21 protein-coding genes and 1 pseudogene are annotated in these 21,853 nt (G+C 65.4%); 9 read left to right on the top strand and 13 right to left on the bottom strand.

The features are described from left to right. Nucleotides 1–7: 7 nt before the first annotated feature. A complete protein-coding gene (locus Mrose_RS09965) occupies nt 8–478 on the bottom strand; it encodes a methylated-DNA--[protein]-cysteine S-methyltransferase (RefSeq protein ID WP_119277859.1) in 471 nt (156 codons plus the stop codon). A gap of 211 nt (nt 479–689) precedes the next feature. Between Mrose_RS09965 and Mrose_RS09960 the strand changes: the two genes are divergently transcribed. Beyond that, nucleotides 690–1,184: a hypothetical protein gene (locus Mrose_RS09960; protein WP_147371610.1), complete on the top strand. Its 495-nt coding sequence runs from the start codon at nt 690–692 to the stop codon at nt 1,182–1,184. A gap of 72 nt (nt 1,185–1,256) precedes the next feature. Here the strand turns inward: Mrose_RS09960 and Mrose_RS09955 are convergent, their stop codons facing one another. The 3 genes from Mrose_RS09955 to Mrose_RS09945 form a co-directional block, all read right to left on the bottom strand. Continuing rightward, nucleotides 1,257–1,853: a TetR/AcrR family transcriptional regulator gene (locus Mrose_RS09955; RefSeq protein WP_119277855.1), complete on the bottom strand. Its 597-nt coding sequence runs from the start codon at nt 1,851–1,853 to the stop codon at nt 1,257–1,259. Between the two features lie 104 nt (nt 1,854–1,957). Beyond that, the gene (locus tag Mrose_RS09950) at nt 1,958–3,043 is read right to left on the bottom strand and encodes an anhydro-N-acetylmuramic acid kinase (RefSeq protein WP_119277853.1); all 1,086 of its coding nucleotides are present in this window, start codon (nt 3,041–3,043) and stop codon (nt 1,958–1,960) included. Next, nucleotides 3,040–3,765: a GntR family transcriptional regulator gene (locus Mrose_RS09945; RefSeq protein WP_119277851.1), complete on the bottom strand. Its 726-nt coding sequence runs from the start codon at nt 3,763–3,765 to the stop codon at nt 3,040–3,042. The genes Mrose_RS09950 and Mrose_RS09945 overlap by 4 nt, the downstream gene beginning before the upstream one ends. Nucleotides 3,766–3,926: 161 nt before the next feature. Here Mrose_RS09945 and Mrose_RS09940 point away from each other — a divergent pair, with 161 nt between their 5' ends. From Mrose_RS09940 to Mrose_RS09905, 8 genes are all read left to right on the top strand, one after another. After that, entirely contained in the window at nt 3,927–5,435 is a 1,509-nt protein-coding gene (locus Mrose_RS09940) for an ABC transporter substrate-binding protein (protein WP_119277849.1), read from the top strand. An 83-nt stretch (nt 5,436–5,518) separates the two neighbouring features. Continuing rightward, nucleotides 5,519–6,469 carry an ABC transporter permease gene (locus tag Mrose_RS09935; protein WP_119277848.1) on the top strand — a complete coding sequence of 317 codons (951 nt, stop codon included), beginning with the start codon at nt 5,519–5,521 and terminating at the stop codon, nt 6,467–6,469. Beyond that, on the top strand, nt 6,466–7,308 hold the full coding sequence (locus Mrose_RS09930) for an ABC transporter permease (protein WP_119277846.1): 843 nt from the start codon (nt 6,466–6,468) through the stop codon (nt 7,306–7,308). The genes Mrose_RS09935 and Mrose_RS09930 overlap by 4 nt, the downstream gene beginning before the upstream one ends. Nucleotides 7,309–7,314: 6 nt before the next feature. Next, a complete protein-coding gene (locus tag Mrose_RS09925) occupies nt 7,315–8,325 on the top strand; it encodes a serine hydrolase domain-containing protein (RefSeq protein ID WP_119277844.1) in 1,011 nt (336 codons plus the stop codon). Continuing rightward, nucleotides 8,322–9,203, top strand: coding sequence for an N-acetylmuramic acid 6-phosphate etherase (locus Mrose_RS09920; protein WP_245969811.1), 882 nt, complete (start codon nt 8,322–8,324; stop codon nt 9,201–9,203). Before Mrose_RS09925 ends, Mrose_RS09920 begins: the two co-directional genes overlap by 4 nt. Before the next feature lie 64 nt (nt 9,204–9,267). Then, nucleotides 9,268–11,007: an ABC transporter substrate-binding protein gene (locus Mrose_RS09915; RefSeq protein WP_119277840.1), complete on the top strand. Its 1,740-nt coding sequence runs from the start codon at nt 9,268–9,270 to the stop codon at nt 11,005–11,007. A gap of 82 nt (nt 11,008–11,089) precedes the next feature. Next, nucleotides 11,090–12,058 carry an ABC transporter permease gene (locus Mrose_RS09910; protein ID WP_119277838.1) on the top strand — a complete coding sequence of 323 codons (969 nt, stop codon included), beginning with the start codon at nt 11,090–11,092 and terminating at the stop codon, nt 12,056–12,058. Continuing rightward, the gene (locus Mrose_RS09905; RefSeq protein WP_119277837.1) at nt 12,051–13,160 is read left to right on the top strand and encodes an ABC transporter permease; all 1,110 of its coding nucleotides are present in this window, start codon (nt 12,051–12,053) and stop codon (nt 13,158–13,160) included. The genes Mrose_RS09910 and Mrose_RS09905 overlap by 8 nt, the downstream gene beginning before the upstream one ends. A 65-nt stretch (nt 13,161–13,225) precedes the next feature. Here the strand turns inward: Mrose_RS09905 and Mrose_RS09900 are convergent, their stop codons facing one another. From Mrose_RS09900 to Mrose_RS09860, 9 genes and pseudogenes are all read right to left on the bottom strand, one after another. After that, nucleotides 13,226–14,101, bottom strand: a complete 876-nt coding sequence (locus Mrose_RS09900; RefSeq protein ID WP_119277835.1) for a glucosamine kinase nucleotide-binding domain-containing protein — start codon at nt 14,099–14,101, stop codon at nt 13,226–13,228. Next, nucleotides 14,098–15,060 (bottom strand): GNAT family N-acetyltransferase, encoded by a 963-nt coding sequence (locus Mrose_RS09895; protein WP_119277833.1) that lies wholly within the window; start codon nt 15,058–15,060, stop codon nt 14,098–14,100. Before Mrose_RS09895 ends, Mrose_RS09900 begins: the two co-directional genes overlap by 4 nt. A 71-nt stretch (nt 15,061–15,131) precedes the next feature. Further along, a complete protein-coding gene (locus Mrose_RS09890; protein ID WP_119277831.1) occupies nt 15,132–17,516 on the bottom strand; it encodes an aldehyde dehydrogenase family protein in 2,385 nt (794 codons plus the stop codon). A gap of 63 nt (nt 17,517–17,579) precedes the next feature. Next, nucleotides 17,580–18,560, bottom strand: coding sequence for a deoxyribose-phosphate aldolase (deoC, locus tag Mrose_RS09885; protein WP_119277829.1), 981 nt, complete (start codon nt 18,558–18,560; stop codon nt 17,580–17,582). A gap of 98 nt (nt 18,561–18,658) precedes the next feature. Further along, nucleotides 18,659–18,841, bottom strand: a complete 183-nt coding sequence (locus tag Mrose_RS09880) for a hypothetical protein (RefSeq protein WP_119277827.1) — start codon at nt 18,839–18,841, stop codon at nt 18,659–18,661. Nucleotides 18,842–19,494: 653 nt separating this feature from the next. Next, complete coding sequence (locus tag Mrose_RS09875) at nt 19,495–20,298, bottom strand: hypothetical protein (RefSeq protein ID WP_119277825.1); 804 nt, start codon at nt 20,296–20,298, stop codon at nt 19,495–19,497. Continuing rightward, nucleotides 20,276–20,515, bottom strand: a pseudogene (locus Mrose_RS09870) (alpha/beta hydrolase family protein); the annotation flags it as partial. The pseudogene Mrose_RS09870 and the gene Mrose_RS09875, both read right to left, overlap by 23 nt. An 18-nt stretch (nt 20,516–20,533) precedes the next feature. After that, on the bottom strand, nt 20,534–20,845 hold the full coding sequence (locus Mrose_RS09865; RefSeq protein WP_147371609.1) for a hypothetical protein: 312 nt from the start codon (nt 20,843–20,845) through the stop codon (nt 20,534–20,536). A gap of 11 nt (nt 20,846–20,856) precedes the next feature. Next, the gene (locus tag Mrose_RS09860; protein ID WP_147371608.1) at nt 20,857–21,480 is read right to left on the bottom strand and encodes an RNase A-like domain-containing protein; all 624 of its coding nucleotides are present in this window, start codon (nt 21,478–21,480) and stop codon (nt 20,857–20,859) included. Nucleotides 21,481–21,853 lie beyond the last annotated feature (373 nt).

Here is a 21,853-nt window from a genome sequence, read left to right as displayed (position 1 = left end):
AACTGCGCTACCTGAACCGGCTGGCCTCGAGGCCCTCGTGCAGCAGCAGCCACAGCTTGATGCCCTCGGCGCCCATGAACCCGCCCAGCCGCCCGTCGGCGTGAATGACCCGCTGGGCGGGAACCACCAGGAAGAACGGGCAGGCCCGCATTCCGGCTCCCACCGCCCTGGGTGAGAGGGCCAGCTCACGCCCCAGGGCCGCGTAGCTGGTGGTGCTGCCGAAGGGAATGCGCCGCACGCGCTCGTACAGGGCGATGCGTTCGGGGGAAAAGCCCCTGTAGTCGAGGTCTATGTCGAGGAATAGCTCGGCTTCGCCCTCGAAGTAGCGCCCGACCCCGGCGGCCAGGTGCTCGAGCAGGGGGTTGCTGTGCTCGGAAAAGTCCTCTGCCAGCACCAACAGTCGCACTGAGGTCAGGCCCCGCTCACTGGCCTCGGCGTAGAGCGGACCGAGTGGGGTGGGGATGAGCCGGGAGAACATGGCCTCCCCAGCTTATCGCGCTCTTCGGGGCCTCCACTCGAGGATTGGCCTTGGCAACGCAAAGAACACCCCAATGATGCAACTGTGTACAAGAAGCAAGTTGTCGCGTCCATGCCTCTGAATCCAGGTCGTTGCTGGGTAGATTCTCATGAAATTCTGGATTGTATCGGCTTATGATCTTATGGGTTTATCCCAGGAAAGGAGCATGAAGATGCAGCTCAGACGATTCACAAAAGCTTTCGTGGCCTCGCTCGCCGGGGTGCTATCCCTGTCGGCTTGCGCCCCCAACATTACCGCGCCCGTCGTGCCCTCACAAGCACGGGCACTCCAGGCTGATTTTGATGCCTGCGAGAGAAGTGTCAACGCTCGGCTCGACACCATCATCAACACTTATTACCCTGACTTCAAAAAGGGCAAGTTCGTTTCGGTGGTTTTCCCCAGAACCGATTTGGAGACGGCCCGTTTTCACCTCACCGATGGCGGCCAGGGCAAAAGCAGCATGGGTAAGCGATGCCCGCCTTCGGTCTGGACCCTGCCTCAATACAACGACCTCAAGGCCAGGCTGGGTCAGGCTGAAGCCCTGGTTGTCGAGATCGAAACGGCCAAGGGCCTGAAGTTCAACGGCCTGGTGGGGGGCAACCTCACCTACGTTGACCTCAAGACCAACAGGCTGTTGACCAGGACCTTCGAGTTCCAAAGCCGCTAGCCTTCAGCGCTCGAGGGCGCGGGGCGCTTCATTCCCAAACTCAAGCGCTTCGGGAGGAAGGTTTTCCTGCGCTTATCGGGCCAGAACGCCCTCGAGCATGAGCTCGAGGAACTTCATCATCTCGTCCTTGAGGCGGCGGTTGGGGGTGTAGGCCGCCCAGCGCAGCGCGGCCAGCAGGTAGACATCGGCGATGGAGCGGGCGATGCGCTCTAAGGACTGGTCCTTGCGCAACTGGCCCGACTCGAGCAGCGGTTTGAGGATCTCAGCCACCAGCGCTCCCAGGGGTAGCGCCTCGAAGGCGGCTCGAGCCCGCGCGGGATCGGGGTTGAGGAGTTCGTAAGCCAGCGGTGAGAGCAGCTCACGCTCGTTCTCGCTGGTCTCGGCCAGCCTCTCCCACAGGCGGCGCAATACCTCCAGCGGAGGATCGCCGCCCGCTAGTTCATCGCGGGCCTTGAGGCGCAGATCTTCCAGCAGGGCCGCGCCGTAGTCGAGCAGTACCGCCTCCTTATACGGGTAATAGTTGAAGAAGGTGCCCCTCGAGACGTGCGCGGCCTTGGCGATCTCGGAAGCGCTGGTTTGGTGGAAACCGCGTTCGCGGAAAAGATTGACCGCCGTACGGAAGATTCGCTCGCGGCGGCGAAGTTTTTGCCGTTCGCGCAGGCTTGGCATGGTATACATTGTACTCAGGTTCGTTCGGTCACACCACTTACTTTTCGCTGACCTGGGTTGGGTGAGCGGTGGTTGGGGGGCGGGCGCGGTGCGCTAAACGTTCTTCACCCTCCGTATCGAACTCCGGGCACCAGCAGCTTGCCCGCGACGGCGGCGCTCCTGGCTCCCGTGACCTGGGGCAGCACGTTGGGCAGGCCCAAAAAGCGCAGGTAGCCCAGCACCGCGAAGGCCAGCGCTTCGCGCACCTTGGAGTTGTGGCCGCGCTCCTCGAAGGTGTGAACGGGCACGGGCAGCAGCGCGCGCAGGCGCTGCATGAGGGTGTGGTTGTAAGCCCCGCCCCCCGCTACCCAGATTTCGTCGAGACCGCGCGGCAGCACGAAGCGCTCGTAGGCCTGGGCGATGCTCCGGGCGGTGAGTTCGGTCAGGGTGGCCAGCAGGTCAGGGGGGTTGAACCCCTCGGTCTCGAGCTGGTCCAGCCGCCAGATCTCCCGCCCGGTGGACTTGGGCGGCGGGCGCCGGAAATAGGGGTGGGCCAGCCAGGCCGAGAGCTTTTCCTCGTTGACCTGCCCCTTCTGGGCCACCTTGCCGCCGGGGTCGTGGGTCAGGCCGACCCAGCTTGCCGCCTCGTCGATCAGGCAGTTGCCGGGGCCGGTGTCGAAGGCCAGCAGGCTGGAGGGCTCGAGGCCACTTAGGTAGGTCAGGTTGGAGATGCCGCCGATGTTGTGGATGGCCCGCCGCACGCCCGCCTCGCCGTAGAGCAGCAGGTCGGGGTAGGGCACCAGCGGGGCCGCCTCGCCGCCCAGGGCCAGGTCGGAGGGGCGGAAGTCGGCGGCTACCGGAACCCCCAGCGCCTCGGCCAGGTAAGCTGCCTCCCCGATCTGCAAGGTGGTCTGCGGGGGCTCGTGCCACACGGTTTGGCCGTGGACGGCGGCGAGCTGGGCTACCCCGGCGAAGGAGGTTGCGGCCTCGGCGTAGAAGCGACCCAGGTCGTGGTGCAGCAGGGCCAGCTCGCGGGTCAGGCTCTCGCCGTGCAGGGCCTTCAGCAGCCGTTCGCGCAGCTCGGCGGGGAAGAGAGCCTCGCGGTGCTCGAGCACCTTCCATTCCAGGTGGGGAGGGCGTCCGTCGAGCTCGGCCAGCACCAGGTCTACCCCGTCCACCGAGGTGCCCGACATCAGGCCCAGGACCTTCACTTGCCCCCTTTGAGCTCGGCCACGAAGTCGTAGCGGTCGCCGCGGTAGTGGCTGCGGGTGAACTCGAGCACGCTGCCATCGGGGAGGTAGCTCAGGCGCTCGATGTAGAGCACGGGGTCGCCGGGGCGGATGGCCAGGAGTTCGGCCACGCGGGGGAGGGCGGCGACCGCCCGCAGGCGCTGGAGGGCCCGCACCGGGCGCAGCCCGTGCAGGTCGAGGTAGGCGTAGAGCGAATCCCCCACGGCCTGGGGATCGGGCAAGTAGCGCACGGGGAGGGCGGCGAGCTCCAGGGCCATGGGCTCGTCCTCGGTCAGGCGTAAGCGCTCCAGGCGACTGACCTCGGCGGTAGGGGAGAGGCCGAAGGCCAAGGCCTCCTCGGGGGTGGCGCGGAAGATGCCCCGCTGGAGCCAGCGGCTGCTGGCCCTGAGCCCCCTTGCCGCCATGTCCTGGCTGAAGCCGGTGAGGGCCGTGAGGGTTTGCTCGACCCGCTGGCTGACGTAGGTGCCGCTGCCCTGACGGCGGATGAGCAAGCCTTCGTCCTCCAATCGCTCGAGCGCCCGCCGCAGGGTGATGCGGGAGACCCCAAGCTGCTGGGCCAGCTCACGCTCGGGCGGGAGGGCCTGCCCCGAGCGCCACTCCCCCGAGGCCAGGCGTTCGCGCAGGGCGGCCTCGAGCTGAAGATACAGGGGCGTGTGCGAGGAGCTATTCAGTTGCAGCCTCATGCTTTGCCTAAATATACCACCTGACTACCAAAATTTCTTGGTTCGTCAGGATCCCACCAATCCACGTAAATCAGGGCATTTCTTCACAATACCACTTGAATACCAAAGCTCGAGCCACTAAGATCGGAAGGGTACGGAGTTCAGCTCGAGGAGGAGGCCCTATGCGGCGAGTTGGATGGCTCTTTCTGGCGGCACTGATTGGATCTCTGGCCTGGGCGCAGGCCCCGATGCGGGGGGGCACTTTGCAGATCGCGGTGGATTCTTCCCCGGCGGGCCTCGACCCCCACGTGGCCACGGCCTTCGCAACCTTCGTGGTGATCGGCAACATCTACGAAGGGCTCACCGAGGTAGACGAAGGCCTGCGGGTGCGCCCGGCGCTGGCCGAGTCCTGGAAGGTGAGTCCCGACGGGCTGACCTATACCTTCAAGCTGCGCTCGGGGGTGACCTTCCACAACGGCCAGGCCTTCGACTCCAAGGACGTGGTGGCGAGCTTCAACCGGGTGCGCGACCCCAAGACCGGCTCTCCCGTCGCCAGCCGCTTCAACCTGGTCAAGGAGGTGCGGGCCAACGGTCCACAGGAAGTCGTCTTCGAGCTCTCCCAGCCCTTCTCCCCCTTCCTCAGCGAGCTGGCTGGGCTTTCCATCGTGCCCTCGGAGTACGTCGCGGGCGGGGGGGACCTGCAGCGCCGGGCGGTGGGCACCGGGCCCTTCCAGTTCAGAGAGTGGGTGCCCGACACCTACATTCAGCTCGAGCGCAACCCGCGCTACTGGCGCCAGGGTCGGCCTTACCTCGATGCTCTGCGCTTCAACATCGTCCCCGACGCGGCTACGCGGCAGATCGGGGTCTCGAGCGGCACCTACCACTTCCTGCCCAACATCGACCCCTCGCTGGCCGTGACCCTCAAGAACGCTCCCGGCGTCAAGCTCTACCAGACCCAGGACCTGGCCTACAGCCTGCTGGGGATGAACGTCACCCGCAAGCCTTTCGACAACCCCAGGGTGCGTGAGGCCCTCAATTACGCCATCGACCGCAAGGCGCTGGTGCAGGCGGTGTACTTTGGCAACGGGGTTCCCGGCGGGCCGCTCTCGCCGGCCCTCAAGGGCTGGGCTTCGCCTATCTCGGCTTTCCCCTGCTACAACACCAACCCAGCCAAAGCCCGTGAGCTGCTGCGCCAGGCCGGTTACCCCGGCGGCGTGGACTTCACCATCCTGACCCTGGGCTCGGTCAAGACCGTGGTGGACGCGGCCCAGGTCCTGCAGGCCCAGCTCGCCGCCGCCGGTTTTCGCGCTAAGATCGAGATCCTCGAGCTCGGCAAATTCGTGCAGGAGTGGCGCAACTCCAACTTCGACGCCTTCGCCTCCCTCAACGGCGGCAGCGCCGACCCCGACGGCTACCTCTTCCGCACCTTCTCCACCGGCGGCTCGACCAACGTCTTCAAGTACTCCGACGCCCGTGTGGACCAGTTGCTCAACCAGGGCCGCACCGCCACCACCCTCGACGCCCGGCGCAAAATTTACGCCGAGCTGCAGGTAAAGCTGGCCTGCCAGGGGCCCATCGCTCACCTGGTCTACGGCACCCTCTTCTCGGCGGCCCGCGAGAACGTGCAGGGCTTCAAGCCCGTTCCCACCCGCTCCTTGCTGTACCTGCGCGACACCTGGCTGGCACGGTGAATGACCTTGTCCTACGTCGTACGTCTTACGCCGTACGCTCTTGGCTTTGGCGCAGGGCGTAAGGCGTACGGTGCCTGAAGCTCATGCTCGCCTATACCCTTCGCCGCCTCCTCGACCTCGTGCTGGTGCTCTTCGGGGTCTCGGTGCTGGTGTTTTTGATGATCCGGCTCATCCCCGGCGACGCCGTACAGATCATGTTGGGGGCCAACACCGAGATCACCCCGGACCGCCTCGAGGCTCTGCGCGAGAAGCTGGGACTGAACAAGCCGCTGGTGGTGCAGTACTGGGACTGGCTCACTGGGGTATTGCGGGGCGACCTGGGACAGAGCGTGTGGACGGGGGCCCCCATCCGAGACGAAATCCTGGCCCGGCTGCCGCTGACCCTCGAAATCACCCTTCTCTCCTTGATCCTGGGTGTGTTCCTCTCCGTTCCCATCGGGATTCTGAGCGCTTACTGGCGCAACTCCACGGGGGAGTACCTGGTGCGGCTGGTGGCCATCGCGGGTGTGACGGTGCCGTCGTTCTGGCTGGGGACGCTGTTCATCTACCTCTCCTTCAAGCTGTGGCCCGGCTTTCCTACCATCGGCTACGTGCCGCTGGCCGAAGACCCCGCAGGGCACTTTGCCCGGCTGCTCTTTCCCGTACTGGCCCTCTCCCTGCCGCTTTTGGCGGGGCTGTCGAGGCTGTTGCGCTCGACCCTGCTGGACATTTTGAGCCAGGACTACATCCGCACCGCCCGGGCCAAGGGGCTCTCCGAGCGGATCGTCATGTACAAGCACGCTCTGCGCAACGCGCTTATCCCGCTGGTCACGGTCGTGGGCATCCAGGCCGGCTACCTCTTTGGCGGGGCCATCGTCGTCGAGCAGGTCTTCGCCCTGCCGGGCATGGGCCGCCTGATCGTGGGGGCCATCAACGAGCGCAACTACCCGCTGGTACAGGGCACCATTTTGCTGGTCACGGCAGGCTTCGTGTTCATCAACCTGCTCGTGGACTTGGCCTACGCCTACCTCGACCCCCGCGTGGAGTACGCATGAGCGGCACCTGGAGCTTCACTCGAGGCCTCCTGCGCAACCCGTTGGGAGCACTGGGCCTGGGCCTGACCCTCTTGATCGTGCTCGGCGGCTTGCTGGCCCCCCTGATCGCGCCCTACGACCCCCTGCGACAGGACATCCTGGCCCGCCTCGCAGGGCCCAGCGCCCAGCACTGGCTGGGCACCGACCAGTTCGGGCGCGACGTGCTCTCGAGGATCCTCCATGGCATCCGGGCCTCGCTCTTCGTAGCGGGGCTTTCGGTCATCCTGGCGCTGCTGGTCGGGGGTTTTCTGGGCGTCTCGGCGGCCTACTACGGCGGCCTCTACGACCGGCTGGTCATGCGGGTGATGGACGTGTTCCTGGCCTTCCCCATCATCCTGCTGGCCATTGGCATCATCGCCATGCTGGGGCCCAACCAGGCGAACACCGCCCTGGCCATCGGCATCGTCTACACCCCGATCTTCGCCCGGCTGGTGCGGGGCCCGGCCCTGGTGCTGCGCGAGAGTGAGTACGTCCAGGCGGCCCAGGCCCTGGGCGCTTCGACGGCGCGGGTGATCGCTCGCCACCTGTTGCCCAACCTGGCCTCGGTGATCCTGGTGCAGTCCACCCTCTCGCTGTCCACAGCCATCCTGGTGGAGGCCTCGCTGTCCTTCTTGGGCCTGGGCACCCAGCCCCCCACCCCCTCGCTGGGCCTGATGCTCTCGGAGGGGCGGGCTTACCTGACCATCTCGCCCTGGACCTCGGTCTTCTCCGGCTTGGCCATCCTGCTCGCCTCGCTGGGCTTCAACCTGCTGGGTGACGTGCTGCGCGACACGCTCGACCCCCGCCTGAAGGGGCGCTAGAGGACTATGATCCACGACGCCATCCGAATCGTCCGATCCGCCGTCGATGCTGGCCAGATCCCCGGCGCGGCCCTGGGGGTCGTGTGGGCCGAGGGGGAGGCCGAAACCTGGGTCTATGGCAAGGCCCAGCTCGAGCCGGAAGCCCTGCCGCTCGAGGCCGCCATGACCTTCGACCTCGCCAGCCTGAGCAAGGTCATCTTCACGGTGCCCGAGGTGCTGCGCCTGCTCGAGGAGGGGCTGGCCGACCTCGACGACCCCCTGGGGCGCTTCTTCCCCGAGATGGCCTGGATGCAGAACGGCGAGCTGCCCAAGCGCACCCTGCGCCAGCTTCTGACCCATACCTCAGGGCTTGCGGCCTGGGCCCCGCTGTACACCTGGAATGCCGATGCGAAGCTGCTCAAGCAGCAGGTCCTGCAACACCGCTGGGAAGTGGGCGATCCGGGCCAGACGGTGTATTCCGACATCGGCTATATCCTGCTGGGGCTCTTGCTCGAGCGCCTGCGCGGCAAGCCCCTCAGCGACTTCCCGCTGCCCGCGGGGCTCACCTGGAAGCCCCAACCCGAGAACTCCGTCGCCACCGAGCGCTGCCCCTGGCGGGGGCGGGTGCTGCGGGGCGAAGTCCACGACGAGAACGCCTTCGCCCTGGGGGGCGCGGGGCACGCGGGGCTGTTTGGCACCCTGGCGGGCGTCCTCGAGTGGGCCCGCTCCGTCCTGAACGGCAGCCTGCTCTCACAGGCCGCCCTCGAGGAGATGACCCGCCCCCAGACTTCCGAGCGGGCTTTGGGCTGGGTCCTGCGGCAGCCGGGCTTCAGCGGTGGCAGCTTGTGCAGCCCGCGCACCATCGGGCACACGGGGTTCACCGGCACCGGGCTGTGGATCGACCTCGAGCGCGGCTACGCCTGGGCGCTCCTCACCAACCGTGTCCACCCCAGCCGCCACAAGGAAAGCGGCATCTTCGAGCTGAGACGGGCGGTGGGCAACGCCATCGCCGCCGAATGGAGGACAAGTTCAAAGTGAACACCGAATCCGCCAGCCCACGTTACACAGACCTCGACACTTGGGAGTCGGGGGAGGTCCTCGAGGCCCTGCTGGAGCGCCAGCTCGTCGCCGTCGCGGCGGTGCGGGCGGTGCGCGGGGAGATCGAAGCCGCCGCCTTGGCCGCTGCCCGGCGGCTAGGCCGGGGGGGAAGGCTGGCCTACGCCGGGGCCGGAACCAGCGGGCGACTGGCCGTGCAGGACGGCACCGAGCTCCCGCCCACCTATGGCTGGCCACGAAGCCGCCTGCTCTACTTGCTGGCCGGGGGTGAGAAGGCCTTGCTCTCCTCGGTCGAGGGGGCGGAGGACGACGTTGGGGCGGGCCGCGAGGCCGCTTCGATGCTGGGTGCAAACGACGTGTTGGTAGGGGTGGCGGCCAGCGGGCGCACCCCCTACACGCTGGCGGCCATCGAGGAGGCGCGCTCGAGGGGTGCCCTCACCGTTGCCATCGCCAACAACCCAGGCACCCCCCTGCTGCGCGCGGCGGATCACGCCATCTGCCTCGACACCGGTCCCGAGGTGGTGGCGGGCTCGACCCGTATGGCCGCCGGGACGGCGCAAAAGGTGGCCCTCAACCTCTTCTCCACCCTGACCATGATCCGGCTGGGCCGGGTCTACGGCAACCGCATGGTGGAAGTCGAGCTGACCAACAAGAAGCTCTGGCGGCGGGGGGTGGCGATGCTGCGCGAGCTGACCGGGGCGGCCAGGGCCGAGGCCGAGCAGGCCCTGGCCGAGGCCCAGGGCCGCGTGAGCCTGGCGGTGCTGTTGCTCAAGGGGGTGGGGCTCGAGGAGGCCCGCCGCCTCCTGAGCCAGGCCGGCGGCCTGCGGGGGGCGCTCGAGCGGCTCGCCCGACGCGGGTAGCTATGTGCTTTGGTGGGGCAACTGGTATTAGAATGGTCTACATAAATCGGAAGGAGGCAATGGGATGAGTAAACGAAGAGCAGTATGGCTGGTGGGGTTCGTGCTCCTGGGGGCGCTCGCCCTGGCCCAACCCAAGACCATCTCCGGCTACGGCAACCTGGGGGTGACGAGCGGCAAGGCCGGGGGCAGCCTGACCCTCGCCCTGGGCAGCGCGCCCCAGACGCTGTTCTACTACGGAGCCATCGACTCGGCCATCCAGACCCTGGCCAATCAGATGTTCGACGGGCTCATCGAGTACAACCTGGCCAACTACAAGATCGAGCCCGCCCTGGCGGTCTCTTGGCAGATCAGCGGGGGGAGCAGGGTCTACACCTTCAACCTGCGCCGGGGGGTGAAGTGGCACGATGGGCGCGACTTCACCGCTGATGACGTGGTCTTCACCTACGGCCAGATTGTGGCCAACCCCGAAGCCCGCGGCGGGGACGCGGGCAACTTCGCCGGGGTCAAGATTGAGAAGGTCGATACTTACCGGGTGCGCTTTACCCTGCCCAAACCCGCCCCGGCCTTCATCCATTACATGCGCCTGCCGATCATGCCCAAGCACAAGCTGCTGGGCTTCAGCCAGGAGGGGGGCAAGGCCCCGGCGGAGATCAACAACGCCTGGCCTACCAACGTCAACCCCGAGGAAGTGGTGGGCACCGGGCCTTTCCGCCTGCAAAGCTACACCCCCGGTCAGCAGGTCACGCTGGTGAAGAACCCTAACTACTGGAAGCGGGACGAGAATGGCACTGCGCTACCTTACCTCGACCGGCTGCAATACCTCGTCATCACCGATTCCCAGGCTCGCGTAGCCCAGTTCCTGGCCGGAAATTTGGGTCAGATCAACATCACCGGGGCCGAGTTCCCCGACCTCAAGCGCCGCGAGGTGCAGGGGGCTCCGTTCAAAGTGGTGCAGTTCCGCGCCCTCTTCGGCTCGCCCCCGCACCTGGCCTTCAACTACGACGCTAAAAACCCCGAACTGGCCCGGCTCTTCCGCAACTCCGACTTCCGCCGCGCGATTCAGGCGGCAGTAAACCGCAACCGCATCATCGAGGACGTGTACAACGGCCTGGCCGAGATTCCCGGCAACGGTATGGCCCCCATCAGCGAGTGGTACTACGACACCCGCAAGCTCCTGGGCAGCTACAATCTGCAAGCGGCCAACGCCGCGCTCGACAAGCTCGGCCTCAAGCGCGGGCCCGACGGCATCCGGCTGCTGCCCAGCGGGAGGCCGCTCGAGTTCACCCTCACCTACGGCTCCAACTCCACCGCCTTCACCGGCATCGCCACCATCCTGCAAAACGACCTGCGCCAGATCGGGATCAAGGTCAACCTGCAGGGCATCCTGGCCGCCAACCTGCTCTCCACCGGGCGCGGCAAGGACTGGGAAGCTCTCGTCTTAGGCCTGGGCGACCAGCCCGACCCCGAACTGCGCACGCCCATCTGGAAGCCGGGCGGGGCGCTGTACTACTGGCACCAGTCCACCCAGCCCACCACCCCCGACGGCCCGCCGCAGTTCAACAACTTCCTGCCCTGGGAGCGCGAGATCTACGACATCTGGGAAAAGGCCGCCAGCACCACCAACTTCACCCAGCGCAAAGCCCTCTATGACCGCTGGCAGGCCATCTTCGCCCGTGAGGCCATGGTCATCATGATCGCTAAGGAGTTCGCCGTGGGTGCGGTGTCCAACCGCTACGGCAACTATGTCTACAGCCTGGGCGTGATCCCTGGCTACAACCCCGTACCGCTGATGTTCCAACGCTAAACGCGGGCAGAGGGTTCAGGGGCAGGGCTCCGAGGATGCACCCCGGCCTGTTCCCTGAACCCTCACCCCCAGATCCTGCTTTATGTGGATTTTCGTTTTCAGACGCTTTTTGGTGGCGGTCCCCACGCTGCTTTTGATCTCGGTGCTGGTCTTTGCGGTGATCCAGCTCCAGCCGGGGGGCTTTCTGGAGAACATGCTCGAGGACCCCCGCGTCTCCCGCGAGACCGTCGAGCGCATCCGTCGGCAGTACCTCCTCGACCAGCCGGTGTGGGTGCAGTACCTCAACTGGCTCTCCGGGGTGGTGCGCGGGGATTTCGGCTACTCTTTCCTCAACAACCGCCCCGTCTCCGAACTCATCTGGGAGCGGCTGGGCTGGACGGTGTTCCTGGCGGTGCTCACCATCTTCGCGACCTGGGTCATCGCCATCCCCCTGGGCATCTACACCGCCCTACGGCGCCACGGCTTGGGGGCCACGCTGGCCAACTTCATCGGCTACTTCGGCCTCGCCACCCCCGACTTCCTGGTGGCGCTGCTGCTGATCTTCGCCGTGCTGAGCGCCGGGGGCACCAGCGTGGGTGGGCTCTTCAGCCCGCAGTACATCGATGCGCCGTGGAGCTGGGCGAAGTTCGTGGACATGCTGGGCCACCTCTGGATTCCCCTCATCGTCATCGGGCTCGACGGCACGGCCAGCATCATGCGGCAGATGCGGGCCAACATGCTCGATGTGCTCTCGCAGGACTACGTGCGCACGGCGCGCTCGAAGGGGCTGGCGGAGCGGGTGGTGCTGTGGAAGCACGCGGTGCGCAACGCCATCAACCCCCTCATCAGCATCGCCGGGCTCTCGCTGCCTAACCTCATCTCCAGCACCATTATCGCCTCCATCGTGCTCAACCTCCCCACCATCGGCCCCTTCCTCTACGACTCGCTGCTCAACAAGGACCAGTACGTGGTGATGGCCCTGCTGATGATGTCGGCGGTGCTGCTGATGGTGGGCAACCTGCTGGCCGACGTGGCGCTGGCCTGGGCCGACCCGAGGATCCGCTATGAGTAGCCAGGCGATTCACAAATCCTGGGTTGACCGCAACAGCCCGCTCTACCTGGCCTGGCGGCGCTTCCTCAAGAACAAGCCGGGCGTGGTGAGCCTGTGGGTGCTGGCAGTGCTGTACCTAATGGCGCTTTTCGCCGGTTTCCTGGCCCCCTACAACCTCACCACCCAGCACCCCGACGCGGTGTACCAGCCGCCGCAGCGCGTCCATATCGTCCACGAGGGACGGTTGGTGCGCCCCTTCGTCTACCAGATGAAGAAGGAGCGCGACCCCGTCACCTTCATCAACACCTTTGTCGAGGACAAGACCCGTCCCACGCCCATCCGCTTCTTCATCCGTCAGGGCGAGCCCTACAGCTTTTTAGGCATAAAGACCGACCTTCACCTCTTCGGCGTGCCCTACTCCGAAGGCTACTTCTTCCCCCTAGGCACCGACCAGTTCGGGCGGGATTTGCTCTCGAGGATCCTCGTCGGCTCGCAGGTCTCGCTCACCGTGGGGGTTATCGGGGTGCTGATCTCCTTCGCCATCGGCATCCTACTGGGCGGCATTTCGGGTTATTTTGGCGGCTGGATCGACACTGCCATCCAGCGCCTCATCGAGGTGCTGCTCTCGATCCCGCGTCTGCCCATCCTCATGGCCCTTTCCACCGTCATCCCGGCCTCCTGGCCCAGCACCTACGTGTACCTGGGCATCATCGCGGTGCTCTCCTTCATCGGCTGGGCGGGGCTGGCGCGGGTGGTGCGCGGGCAGGTGCTCGGCGCGCGCGACCTCGACTACGTGACGGCGGCCAGGGCCATCGGGGCCTCCGATCTGCGCATCATCCTCAAGCACATCACGCCCAACCTCACTTCCTACCTCATCGTCACCGCTACGCTGGCCCTGCCCGGTTACATCATCGGCGAGTCGGCGCTTTCGTTCTTGGGACTGGGCATCAAGGAGCCCATGGCGAGTTGGGGCCTCTTGCTCAAGGACGCGCAGAACTTCCAGTCGCTCAACCTCTACCCCTGGCTGCTGACGCCCGGAATCCTGATCTTCGTGGCGGTGCTGGCCTACAACTTCTTCGGCGACGCGCTGCGCGACGCGGCGGATGTGCGGAGCGTGGACTAGCTCATCCCACAGTAAACATACCTTGTGGGTACTTTGCAGGGGGTCAAACGCTCTCAAGGATGGTTTCAACCGCCTGGATCTACCCCCGAAGCTAAGCGGTCGGCCAGCAGCAGGGCCTGCTCGAGCGGCCCCCTCTGGGGCGGCTGGTAGCCCTCGGGCCGCCCGAGTTCCACGAACCGTTCGCTCAACCCGCCCCAGACCCCCGCACTCCGGACCCCGCTCTGGGCCTGAAGCTCGCGGACGAGCCGGGAGCCCAGTTCGTGCCACCCCTGTAGGAGCGCCGCTACCCGCGGGTCGGTCGCGACCTCAAAGGCCCATGGGGCCAGTTGCCCATAGCCGCCCGCGGTCTGTCCCCTGCCCCACTCCAAAGCTTCGCGCACGCTCGAGAAGCGCTCCTGGGCCTTCTGGGCCAGCGGGCTCGCCTGCCCGTTCTCCCAGTCGGCCAGGGCCAGCCGCAAGATCTCGAGCCCCAGCCAGCTTCCCCCGCCCTGCTCGAGCGGGAAGCCCCAGCCCATGCGGCGGCATAGCCGTCCGTCCGGCCCCCGGGCCAAAGCGATGCAGCCGGTGCCCACGATGAGCAGCACCCCCGGCTCCCCGGCGAAGTAGGCGCCCAGCGTCAGGGTGGCGTCGCTCTGGGCCTCGAGCCGTGCGTAGGGGTGGGGAAAGCCCTCGAAGGCCCGCACGTCCTCGGGCGTGGCCAACCCCGCCACCCCAGCGTGAACGGCGCAGCTCGCCAGATCGGGCTCGAGCCCGGCCTCTCGGAAGGCGGCCTCGACCGCCACCCGCAACTCACGGTGGGCGGCCTCGAGGCCCACCTGCCGCGGGTTGGCGCTCCCCGCCGTGGCGGTGCCCAGCGTCTGGAGGCCCTCCGACCCCTTCTGCGCCAGCACCGCCCGGACCGCGGTCCCCCCGGCGTCCACCCCCACGCGGTACAGGCTCATAGCTCGCGGCTGTGCGGGCGGTAGCCGCGCCAGGGCACGAAGCCGATCTTGCCGTAGAAGTCAGCCAGGGTAGTCCAGTCGATCACCATGCGCCCCATGCCCAGTTCCTTGAGGTGCTGCACCCCGTAGCACAGCAGCGCGAAGCCCAGCCCCTTTCCCCGCAAGGCCCTGGAAACCCCGATGGGGCCGAGGCCGCCGTAGTTGGGCCCCAGCGCTTCCCGCCAGTAAATCCCCGGCCCGATGCGCCTGGAGCCCCGGTGGTAGACGTGGGCGAACCCCCAGATGCTCCCCTCCCCCTCGAGCACCAGCACGTCGGCGGGGGTGGGCTCGACCTTCAGGCGTTGCTCGGTCTCGTACAGCCAGCGTCCCGGAAAGGTGGCCTCGAGGAAGCCCAGCAGGCCGGGGACCTGCTCTGGTTGGCAGGGCCTGATCCTGAACCCGCTCGCCTCGAGCGCCTCCCGCGCGGCGGTGGGCAAGGCGTAATCGGTCAGGTCACGGATGAAGTCCTGCTCGAGGCCCCCTGCCTCGAAGCCCAGAGCCCGCAACAGTCCGGCTAGCGCCGCGTCCTCGACCGGCACGCCGGGGAAGAAGTGGTTGGGGTCGCCGCCGTACTGCACGCGGGTAAAGCCCTCGGCGCGAAGGGTGTCGAGGGCGTACTCGAGCAGTTCTCGCCCCACGTCCTGCTCCCGCCCCGGCTCGACGAGCAGGAAGCTGATCCAGGCGTTGTGCGGGTTCTGGTTGGCCCAGGAGGGCGGCGAGGGCGGCGTCTTGAGGCTCACCGCCCCCACGACCCGGCCCCCTTCCTCGAACACCCGCGCCAGGTCCGCCCGGAAGTGCCGCGCGTCGCCTGCGGTCTGCTGCTCCCAGAGGGCCTTGTCCAGAGGGAAAAGCTCACCCCAGCGCCGCCGCCAGAGCTCGAGGAGGGCCGTCTCGTCCGAGGGTTGCCAGGTGCGAAGCATGTGTATCGAGCATATACCAACTGAGGACCAATTAGCGCTGGAACGGCGCTGAATCGAGAGAAAACGGCACGCTATGCCCCGTAGGGGACCCAGATGTTCTTGACCTGCGTGGCCTGCCGCAGGATCTCGTCCATGCCAGGCAAGGGGCCGCTCTCGGGCAGGGTCCAGGTGCGCTTCATGTTGCCGGCGCTGGCCTTTTCCACCATGGCCCGGCCCGCCTGGGGCCCGGCGTACCACACCACGTCCACGTCGTCGTGCTCGGCCAGGGTCTTGGCGAGCTCGTCGCGCTCGCCGGTGACGATGTTGAAGGTCCCGGCGGGCACGTCGGAGGTCTCGAGCACCTGATACAGGTCGGTCGCGCTCAAGGGGTGGGCAGGGGAGGGCACCACCACCAGCGTGTTGCCCATCGCCAGCGCGGCCCCGGCCAGCGTGGCGATGGCGAGCAGGGGCTGGTCGTCGGGGCAGAGCAGGCCCATCACGCCGATGGGTTCGGGCACCGCCAGGGTGACGTTGCGGATGGGGGTGTTGTGCACCACGCCGTCGTACTTGTCGGCCCAGGCGGCAGCGGTGAAGAGGGCCTGGATCGCGGCCTCGACCTCGGCCATGCCGTCCGCGCCGGTCTGGAGCTCGAGGCGGCGCGCGAACTCGAAGGCGCGGGCCTCGAGGTTCTCCGCCAGGAAGTACAGAATCTGCGCCTTGTTGTGCCCGGTGGTCCTGCGCCAGCCCTCGAAGGCCCCTCGAGCCGCCTCCACCGCGTTGCGGATGTCCTTGCGGTTGCCCAGCCCCACCTCGGCAATCAGGTTTCCACCGGGTCCATACACCGCCCTGCTGTAGCCGCTGTCGGGGCGAACCTGCTTGCCGCCGATGAACATCTTGGCGGTGCGGTCGATGGGAGGGAAGCCGAGGGTCGAGGGTCGAGGGTCGGGGGCCAGGGTGTCTTGCGTCTTACGTTTTGCGCTTTGCGTCTTGCGTTCGGCGTTTGCCGTCGAGCGTTCGGCTTTCTTCACGTACTCCCACAGCCCCTCCTTACCCCCCTCGCGCCCGAAGCCGCTCTCGCGGTAGCCGCCGAAACCCGAAGCGGCGTCGAAGAGGTTGGTGCTGTTGATCCAGATGGTCCCGGCCTTGACCTGCGTCGCCACGTCGAGGGCGAGGTTGATGTCCTCGCTCCAGATGCTCGCCGCCAGCCCGTAGCGGGTGTTGTTGGCCAGCCTGACCGCCTCCTCGGGGGTGCGGAAGGTCATGGCGGCGAGCACCGGGCCAAAGATCTCCTCCTGCGCGATGGTCGAGGCCGGGGCGACGTTGGTGAAGAGGGTAGGGGGGTAGAAGCAGCCCTCGGCGGGCACGGCCCAACTGGGTTGCCACAGCTCCGCTCCTTCCTCTACGCCCTTCTGCACGAGTCGCTGGATCTTCTGAAGCTGCACCGGTGCCACGATGGCCCCAATGTCCACGGCCTTGTCCAGGGGGTCGCCCACCCGCAGCTTTTCCATGCGGGCGCGCAGTTTGCGGTAAAGCTTTTCGGCCACGCCCTCCTGCACCAAGAGCCTGCTGCCCGCGCAGCAGACCTGCCCCTGGTTGAACCAGATGGCGTCCACCACGCCTTCGACGGCGCTATCCAAGTCGGCGTCGTCGAAGACGATGAAGGGCGACTTGCCGCCGAGCTCGAGCGAGAGCTTCTTGCCCGTGCCCGCCGTAGCCCGCCGGATGATGCGCCCTATCTCGGTCGAGCCGGTGAAGGCGATCTTGTCCACGCCCTCGTGCTCGACCAGGGCAGCCCCGGTACGCCCGTCGCCGGTGACGATGTTGACCACGCCCGCGGGCAGGCCAATGTTCTGGCAGATTTCCGCGAAGAGCAAGGCGGTGAGCGAGGTGAACTCGGCGGGCTTGAGCACCACGGTGTTGCCCATCGCCAGCGCGGGGGCGATCTTCCAGGCGAGCATCAGCAGCGGGAAGTTCCAGGGGATGATCTGGCCCACCACGCCCACCGGTTCGTAGCCCGAGAGCTCACTCTCCATGAGCTGCGCCCAGCCCGCGTGGTAGTAGAAGTGCCGGGCCACCAGCGGGATGTCGATGTCGCGGGTCTCGCGGATGGGCTTGCCGTTGTCGAGGGTCTCGAGCACGGCGAAGAGCCTCGAGTGCTTCTGCACCTGCCGGGCCATGGCGTAGAGGTAGCGGGCCCGCACGTGGCCGGGCGTCTTGCTCCAGGAGGCGAAGGCCTTGCGTGCGGCCTTCACCGCCTCGTTCACGTCGTCGGGGCCGCCCTGCGCGACCTCGGCGAGGTGCTTGGCGTTGGCGGGGTTGATGGAGGCGAACCACTCCTGGGTGGAGGGATCGCGCCACTTCCCGCCGATGAACAGTCCGAAGCGACCCTTGTGCGCCTCGATCCACTCGAGGGCGGGCTTGGCGGCTTCGGGCGCGGGGCCGTAGGGGAGGGTCTCGAGGAGTTCAGTGACGGTCATAAGCTCCTTTCGCAAGGGTATGGCGCAGGCTCTTTAGCGACGCGCAATGCGCCATACGCGGCTTTATCCCAGTGGCTGGTACTGCATCGAGGCGTAGCGCCCGTAGGCGAAGTGCTCGAGCTGGCGCTCGATGTCGTTGAGCAGGGCACTGGCGCCGATACGGAAGAGGTGGGGCTGCATCCACTCCTCGCCTAGCTCCTCCTTCATCAGGATCAGCCAGTCCAAGGCCTGCTTGGCCGTGCGGATGCCCCCGGCGGGCTTGAAGCCCACCTTGTAGCCGGTCTGCTCGTAGAACTCGCGGATGGCCCGCACCATCACCAGGCTGTTTTGCAGCGTGGCGTTGACCGTCTCCTTGCCGGTGGAGGTCTTGATGAAGTCCGAACCCGCCTGCATGCACACCATGCTCGCCCGCATCACGTTCTTCAGCGTGCCCAACTCGCCCACCGCCAGGATGGCCTTCATATGAGCCGGGCCGCAAGCAGCGCGGAAATCCTTCACCTCGTCGTAAAGAGCCTTCCAGTTGCCGGTGAGCACGTGACGACGCGAGATCACGATGTCGATCTCCGTAGCTCCCGCCGCCACCGAGGCTTCGATTTCCTTCAGCTTGAGGGCGTGGGGGTTGAGCCCGGCTGGGAAGCCGGTCGAGACGGCGGCAACGGGGATGCCCGTACCCTTCAGCGCTTCGACGGCAGTGGGGACCATTTCGTGATAGACGCACACTGCCCCCGTGGTGATGGGCCTATTTGCGATCCCGAGCGCCTGCATCAACTCCGGCCTCAGGGGCTGGCGGGCTTTGGCGCACAGGCGTCGCACGGTACCGGGCGTGTCGTCCCCCGAGAGGGTGGTGAGGTCGATGGTGGTGATGGCGTGCAGCAGCCATGCCGCCTGCCACTCCTTCTTGACCGTGCGCCGGGTGGGAAGGGTCGCCGCCCGCCGCTCGATGGCGCTGCGATTGACCAGCGCTCCCTCGACCGCCGAGAGGTCGAAGGGGGTGCCGGGGTTGCGTTCATGGGGGTAGGAGGGGGTTCTGGAGAGTGTGACCATTGTCACCTCGCAAACAAACGAGTGTTGGGATTATACCCCCGGCTTCAGGACCGCAGAGCGCGGCTGGTCACGATGGAGGGGTGGGCCCTGGGGCTTTATCACGAGTGAATGCGCATAACTGCGAGCATGAAAATGTGGGCCCAGAAGCCTCCGGGCAGGAGCAGCCACAGCACCGCGAATGCGATCAGCAGGACGAGATCGCGCCTCGAGACCGACTTCTTGTTCAGAAGCCCCACGACTCCCTGAATGCTCTTGCCTGTGGCGACGACGTAACAGCCCATCCCGCGGGTGGTTTGTCACGGGTTCTTCCATGCTTCGCTTGTAAGGCACTTGCAACGAGCAAGGCAGGTAGTGAGGGCTATGGATGGGCTCGAGCTTTTACCGTGAGGCAGTTAACGGGGAGGGTAGAGATCATCCCACGTTTCGCTTTCTGAATAAGTGATTCTTAGTTCGAGGTATTCTCGGCTAAGGTCTTCTATGTAAAGAGTACGGGCCAGCACGACATCAAAGGTCTACCGAGTGCTCGGAATTCCCCAAACCGTGGTGTACCAATAGTTTTGTTGGGCATAGGGTGGGTCGGGCATCAGGAACTTATTCCTGCCCCGTTCCACGAGCTTGTTCATCACCTCGGTCCAAAGGATGTTGATCCGTTCCTGATCGCTTGAGCCAGGCCCTACATACTCAAAACACACGCTTACCAACGTACTATGCTTAGTACCTCCACAATCAATCTCGGTAAAGTCCTGTGAAGTGAGTTGCTCGGCAAGATAGAGAGCGATCTTTCTGAGATCACCACTCCTTAGCACACGTTCATCTAGTTGCTCCATAGAGACAGCTCTTTCTTGGGTCTGAGGATTACGTCCCAACTTGCAGCCAACGAGAATCAAGCACATGATCGCTGCTACTATGTACATGCATTGACCATTGCGACGGTTCATTCGTATGCCTTTGCTGAGTCCTGATGCCACGCGACCCAGATATCCGTTAGATTCTTGGGTGCCAAGAACCATCGCTCATACTGTTCGTGTAGGCGCTCGAGAGCTTTAAAGATGTTTTGTACCTGGCTGCTCAGAACCATCTCACGCATCTTCTGAACTGCCCGCCGCTGGTCAGGCTCCTTTTTGGCAATCCCTGAGAGGATGCTGAACACTGCCCTGAACTCCTCGCGCCCGGTGTCAACTAAACGATAGTTGGGGTTGGCTTCGTTAGCTTTGTTCCAGTCGTCAAACGCTTTGCCGATAAGGTAGCCGATCTCCTTCCGGTAAGGCTCGATCACGCGCTTTTCTAGCTGGTCGGTGCGTTTGCTGCCCACGAAGCGGTTATCGCTGGCAGCAAAGGCCACAGGGGCTTCGGGGTTGGCACTGCCTTTGGCTCCGGCGAAGAGGGTGCCGTACTCAGGGTTCTGCTGCAACAGAATAGACGTGTAAGTCAAGATGGTGTGCTCGGCGGCTGTGGTCAGTCCGGTACGGATGAAGAGCCTGCGGGTGTCCTCCGGCATCGTGACGAGGGTCCGGTAGAACTTTGGGTTGCAGAGTAACTCGAGGAACTGTCCACACCCAGCCTTCAGGTTCGCGGCTGCTTCTTTACCGAAGCGCTCAGCGACCCAGTTATAGACCCAGCCGATCTCGAGGAGACCAATCCCTAAGATGATAGAGGCCCTGATGTGGTCGTTAATGGCCTCGGTGATGCCGTTGATGAAGCCCTTCCCGATGAGGCTATGGGCTTTCGATGACCCCATCGGTGTAGCCCTCACCGGCCCGCTCCACAAGGTCGCCGCTGTAGTGCACGTGGGTGCTGCTGATGCGGCGGCCGGGGTCGGTCTGTTTGGCGTTGAAGTCCTTGAGCTTTTGCAGGGTTTTGGCGTCGATGCCCGGGGCCTGGAATGTGACCACGTGCCCCACGAACTGCGGCATCTCGCAGGCCACGGTCTGGGCCAGGGCCCCGCCCAGGCTGTGGCCGGTGACCCAGGGCTTTCAATCCAGGCCGAAGATGTTTTCATGGTTCCTAATGCCGATTTCCAGATGTTTCTTGATGGTGAGAAGCATCTGCTCGAGGCGCTCCGGGGATAGCCTGCGCCGGCCATGCTCTTTGACGAACTCGCCCACTGTCTTCCAATCCCGGGCCTCTAGCATCAGCTCAACCTCCCGGAGGAAATCCTTCTTGGTTTGTTGGCGAACGGAATGGGCCATTTCATCAGCAACAGAATCTAATTCGGAGAAGTCCATTCCTTCGCTAAACCAAGTGGTCACGAAAGAATGAAATAGCGGAAACTCGGTTTTATCCATGGCAAACATCCTCACTTTGCGCTTGGGAAGCCCGTAAGTATGTAGAAACCGAGGGGTTTGTCCGGTGCTTTTTTCAATATTAGGACAGACTTTTTCAATCCTCCTTGCACACGTTTCGAGCCTTCTTGCACACTGCGCCCTACCTCGAATGAGTGTTCGAACTCTAGCCTTAGCGGCTGGTCGGGCAACTTGACTTTGTTATCCAACCACTCGACTATCTTATCTGCATGACTGCGTATGTTCTCCAGAACAGCCCTTGTTGCCGTGGCTTTATTCGGGAACGTCGAAGCAGCTTCAACTCCTTCACGAATAGCCCGTTGGATCAGCTCCTGATCCTTTTTTCCTACATGCTTTGCTAATAAATGCCCGCCCAGCTTCTCCATCTCGTCCAGCACGTCATCCCCCAGCCGCCTGATGTGGTCGGCGGTGACCCTGACCGAGCGGTACTTCAGCACGTTCCTGACCTTCTCCGTTAGGGTCGCCAGGGTGGCCTCGGCCTGCCTGACGCTGCCTGGGTCGAGGCGGCGGATCACCCCCACGGCCTGCTCGGCCTGGTGGACCAGGCTCCTCAGCCGCTCGAGCGCCCGCGCCCCCTTGGCGCTCTTCGCCGCCGCGTCCCCCACGTAGGGCAGCATCGAGACCAGCGAGAGGCCCGTGCCGACGAAGTCCCCCCGGGCTGATCGCCGCGCTGATGCCGTCGGAGATGGGGGTGGGGTCTACGATCCCGGCGATCTCGAGGGCCATCTGGCGGTTGACGCGCTGGAGCTGTTCACGCGCGGCGGCTAACTCAGCCGCTTCCTGAGGCTTCAGTGGCTTGCACTGCACGGCGGGTGACGCTTGGGCAACTGCGGGTTGGGGTTGGGACTCCTGCTCCTCCCCCCGGTAGGCCCGCAGCAGGCTGGCCTTCAAGCCCTCGGCCCTTCCCAGGAAGCTGAGGACGGCCTGGAGCAGGGGCATTTGCGTGGCCGCTTCAGCTTTGTGAAGGGCGTGGGCTACTTCGGCAGCGCT

Source organism: Calidithermus roseus (assembly GCF_003574095.1).
Lineage (GTDB): Bacteria > Deinococcota > Deinococci > Deinococcales > Thermaceae > Calidithermus > Calidithermus roseus.
Note: the sequence above shows the minus strand (reverse complement) of the source record. Positions and strands in the feature narration are given on the sequence as shown.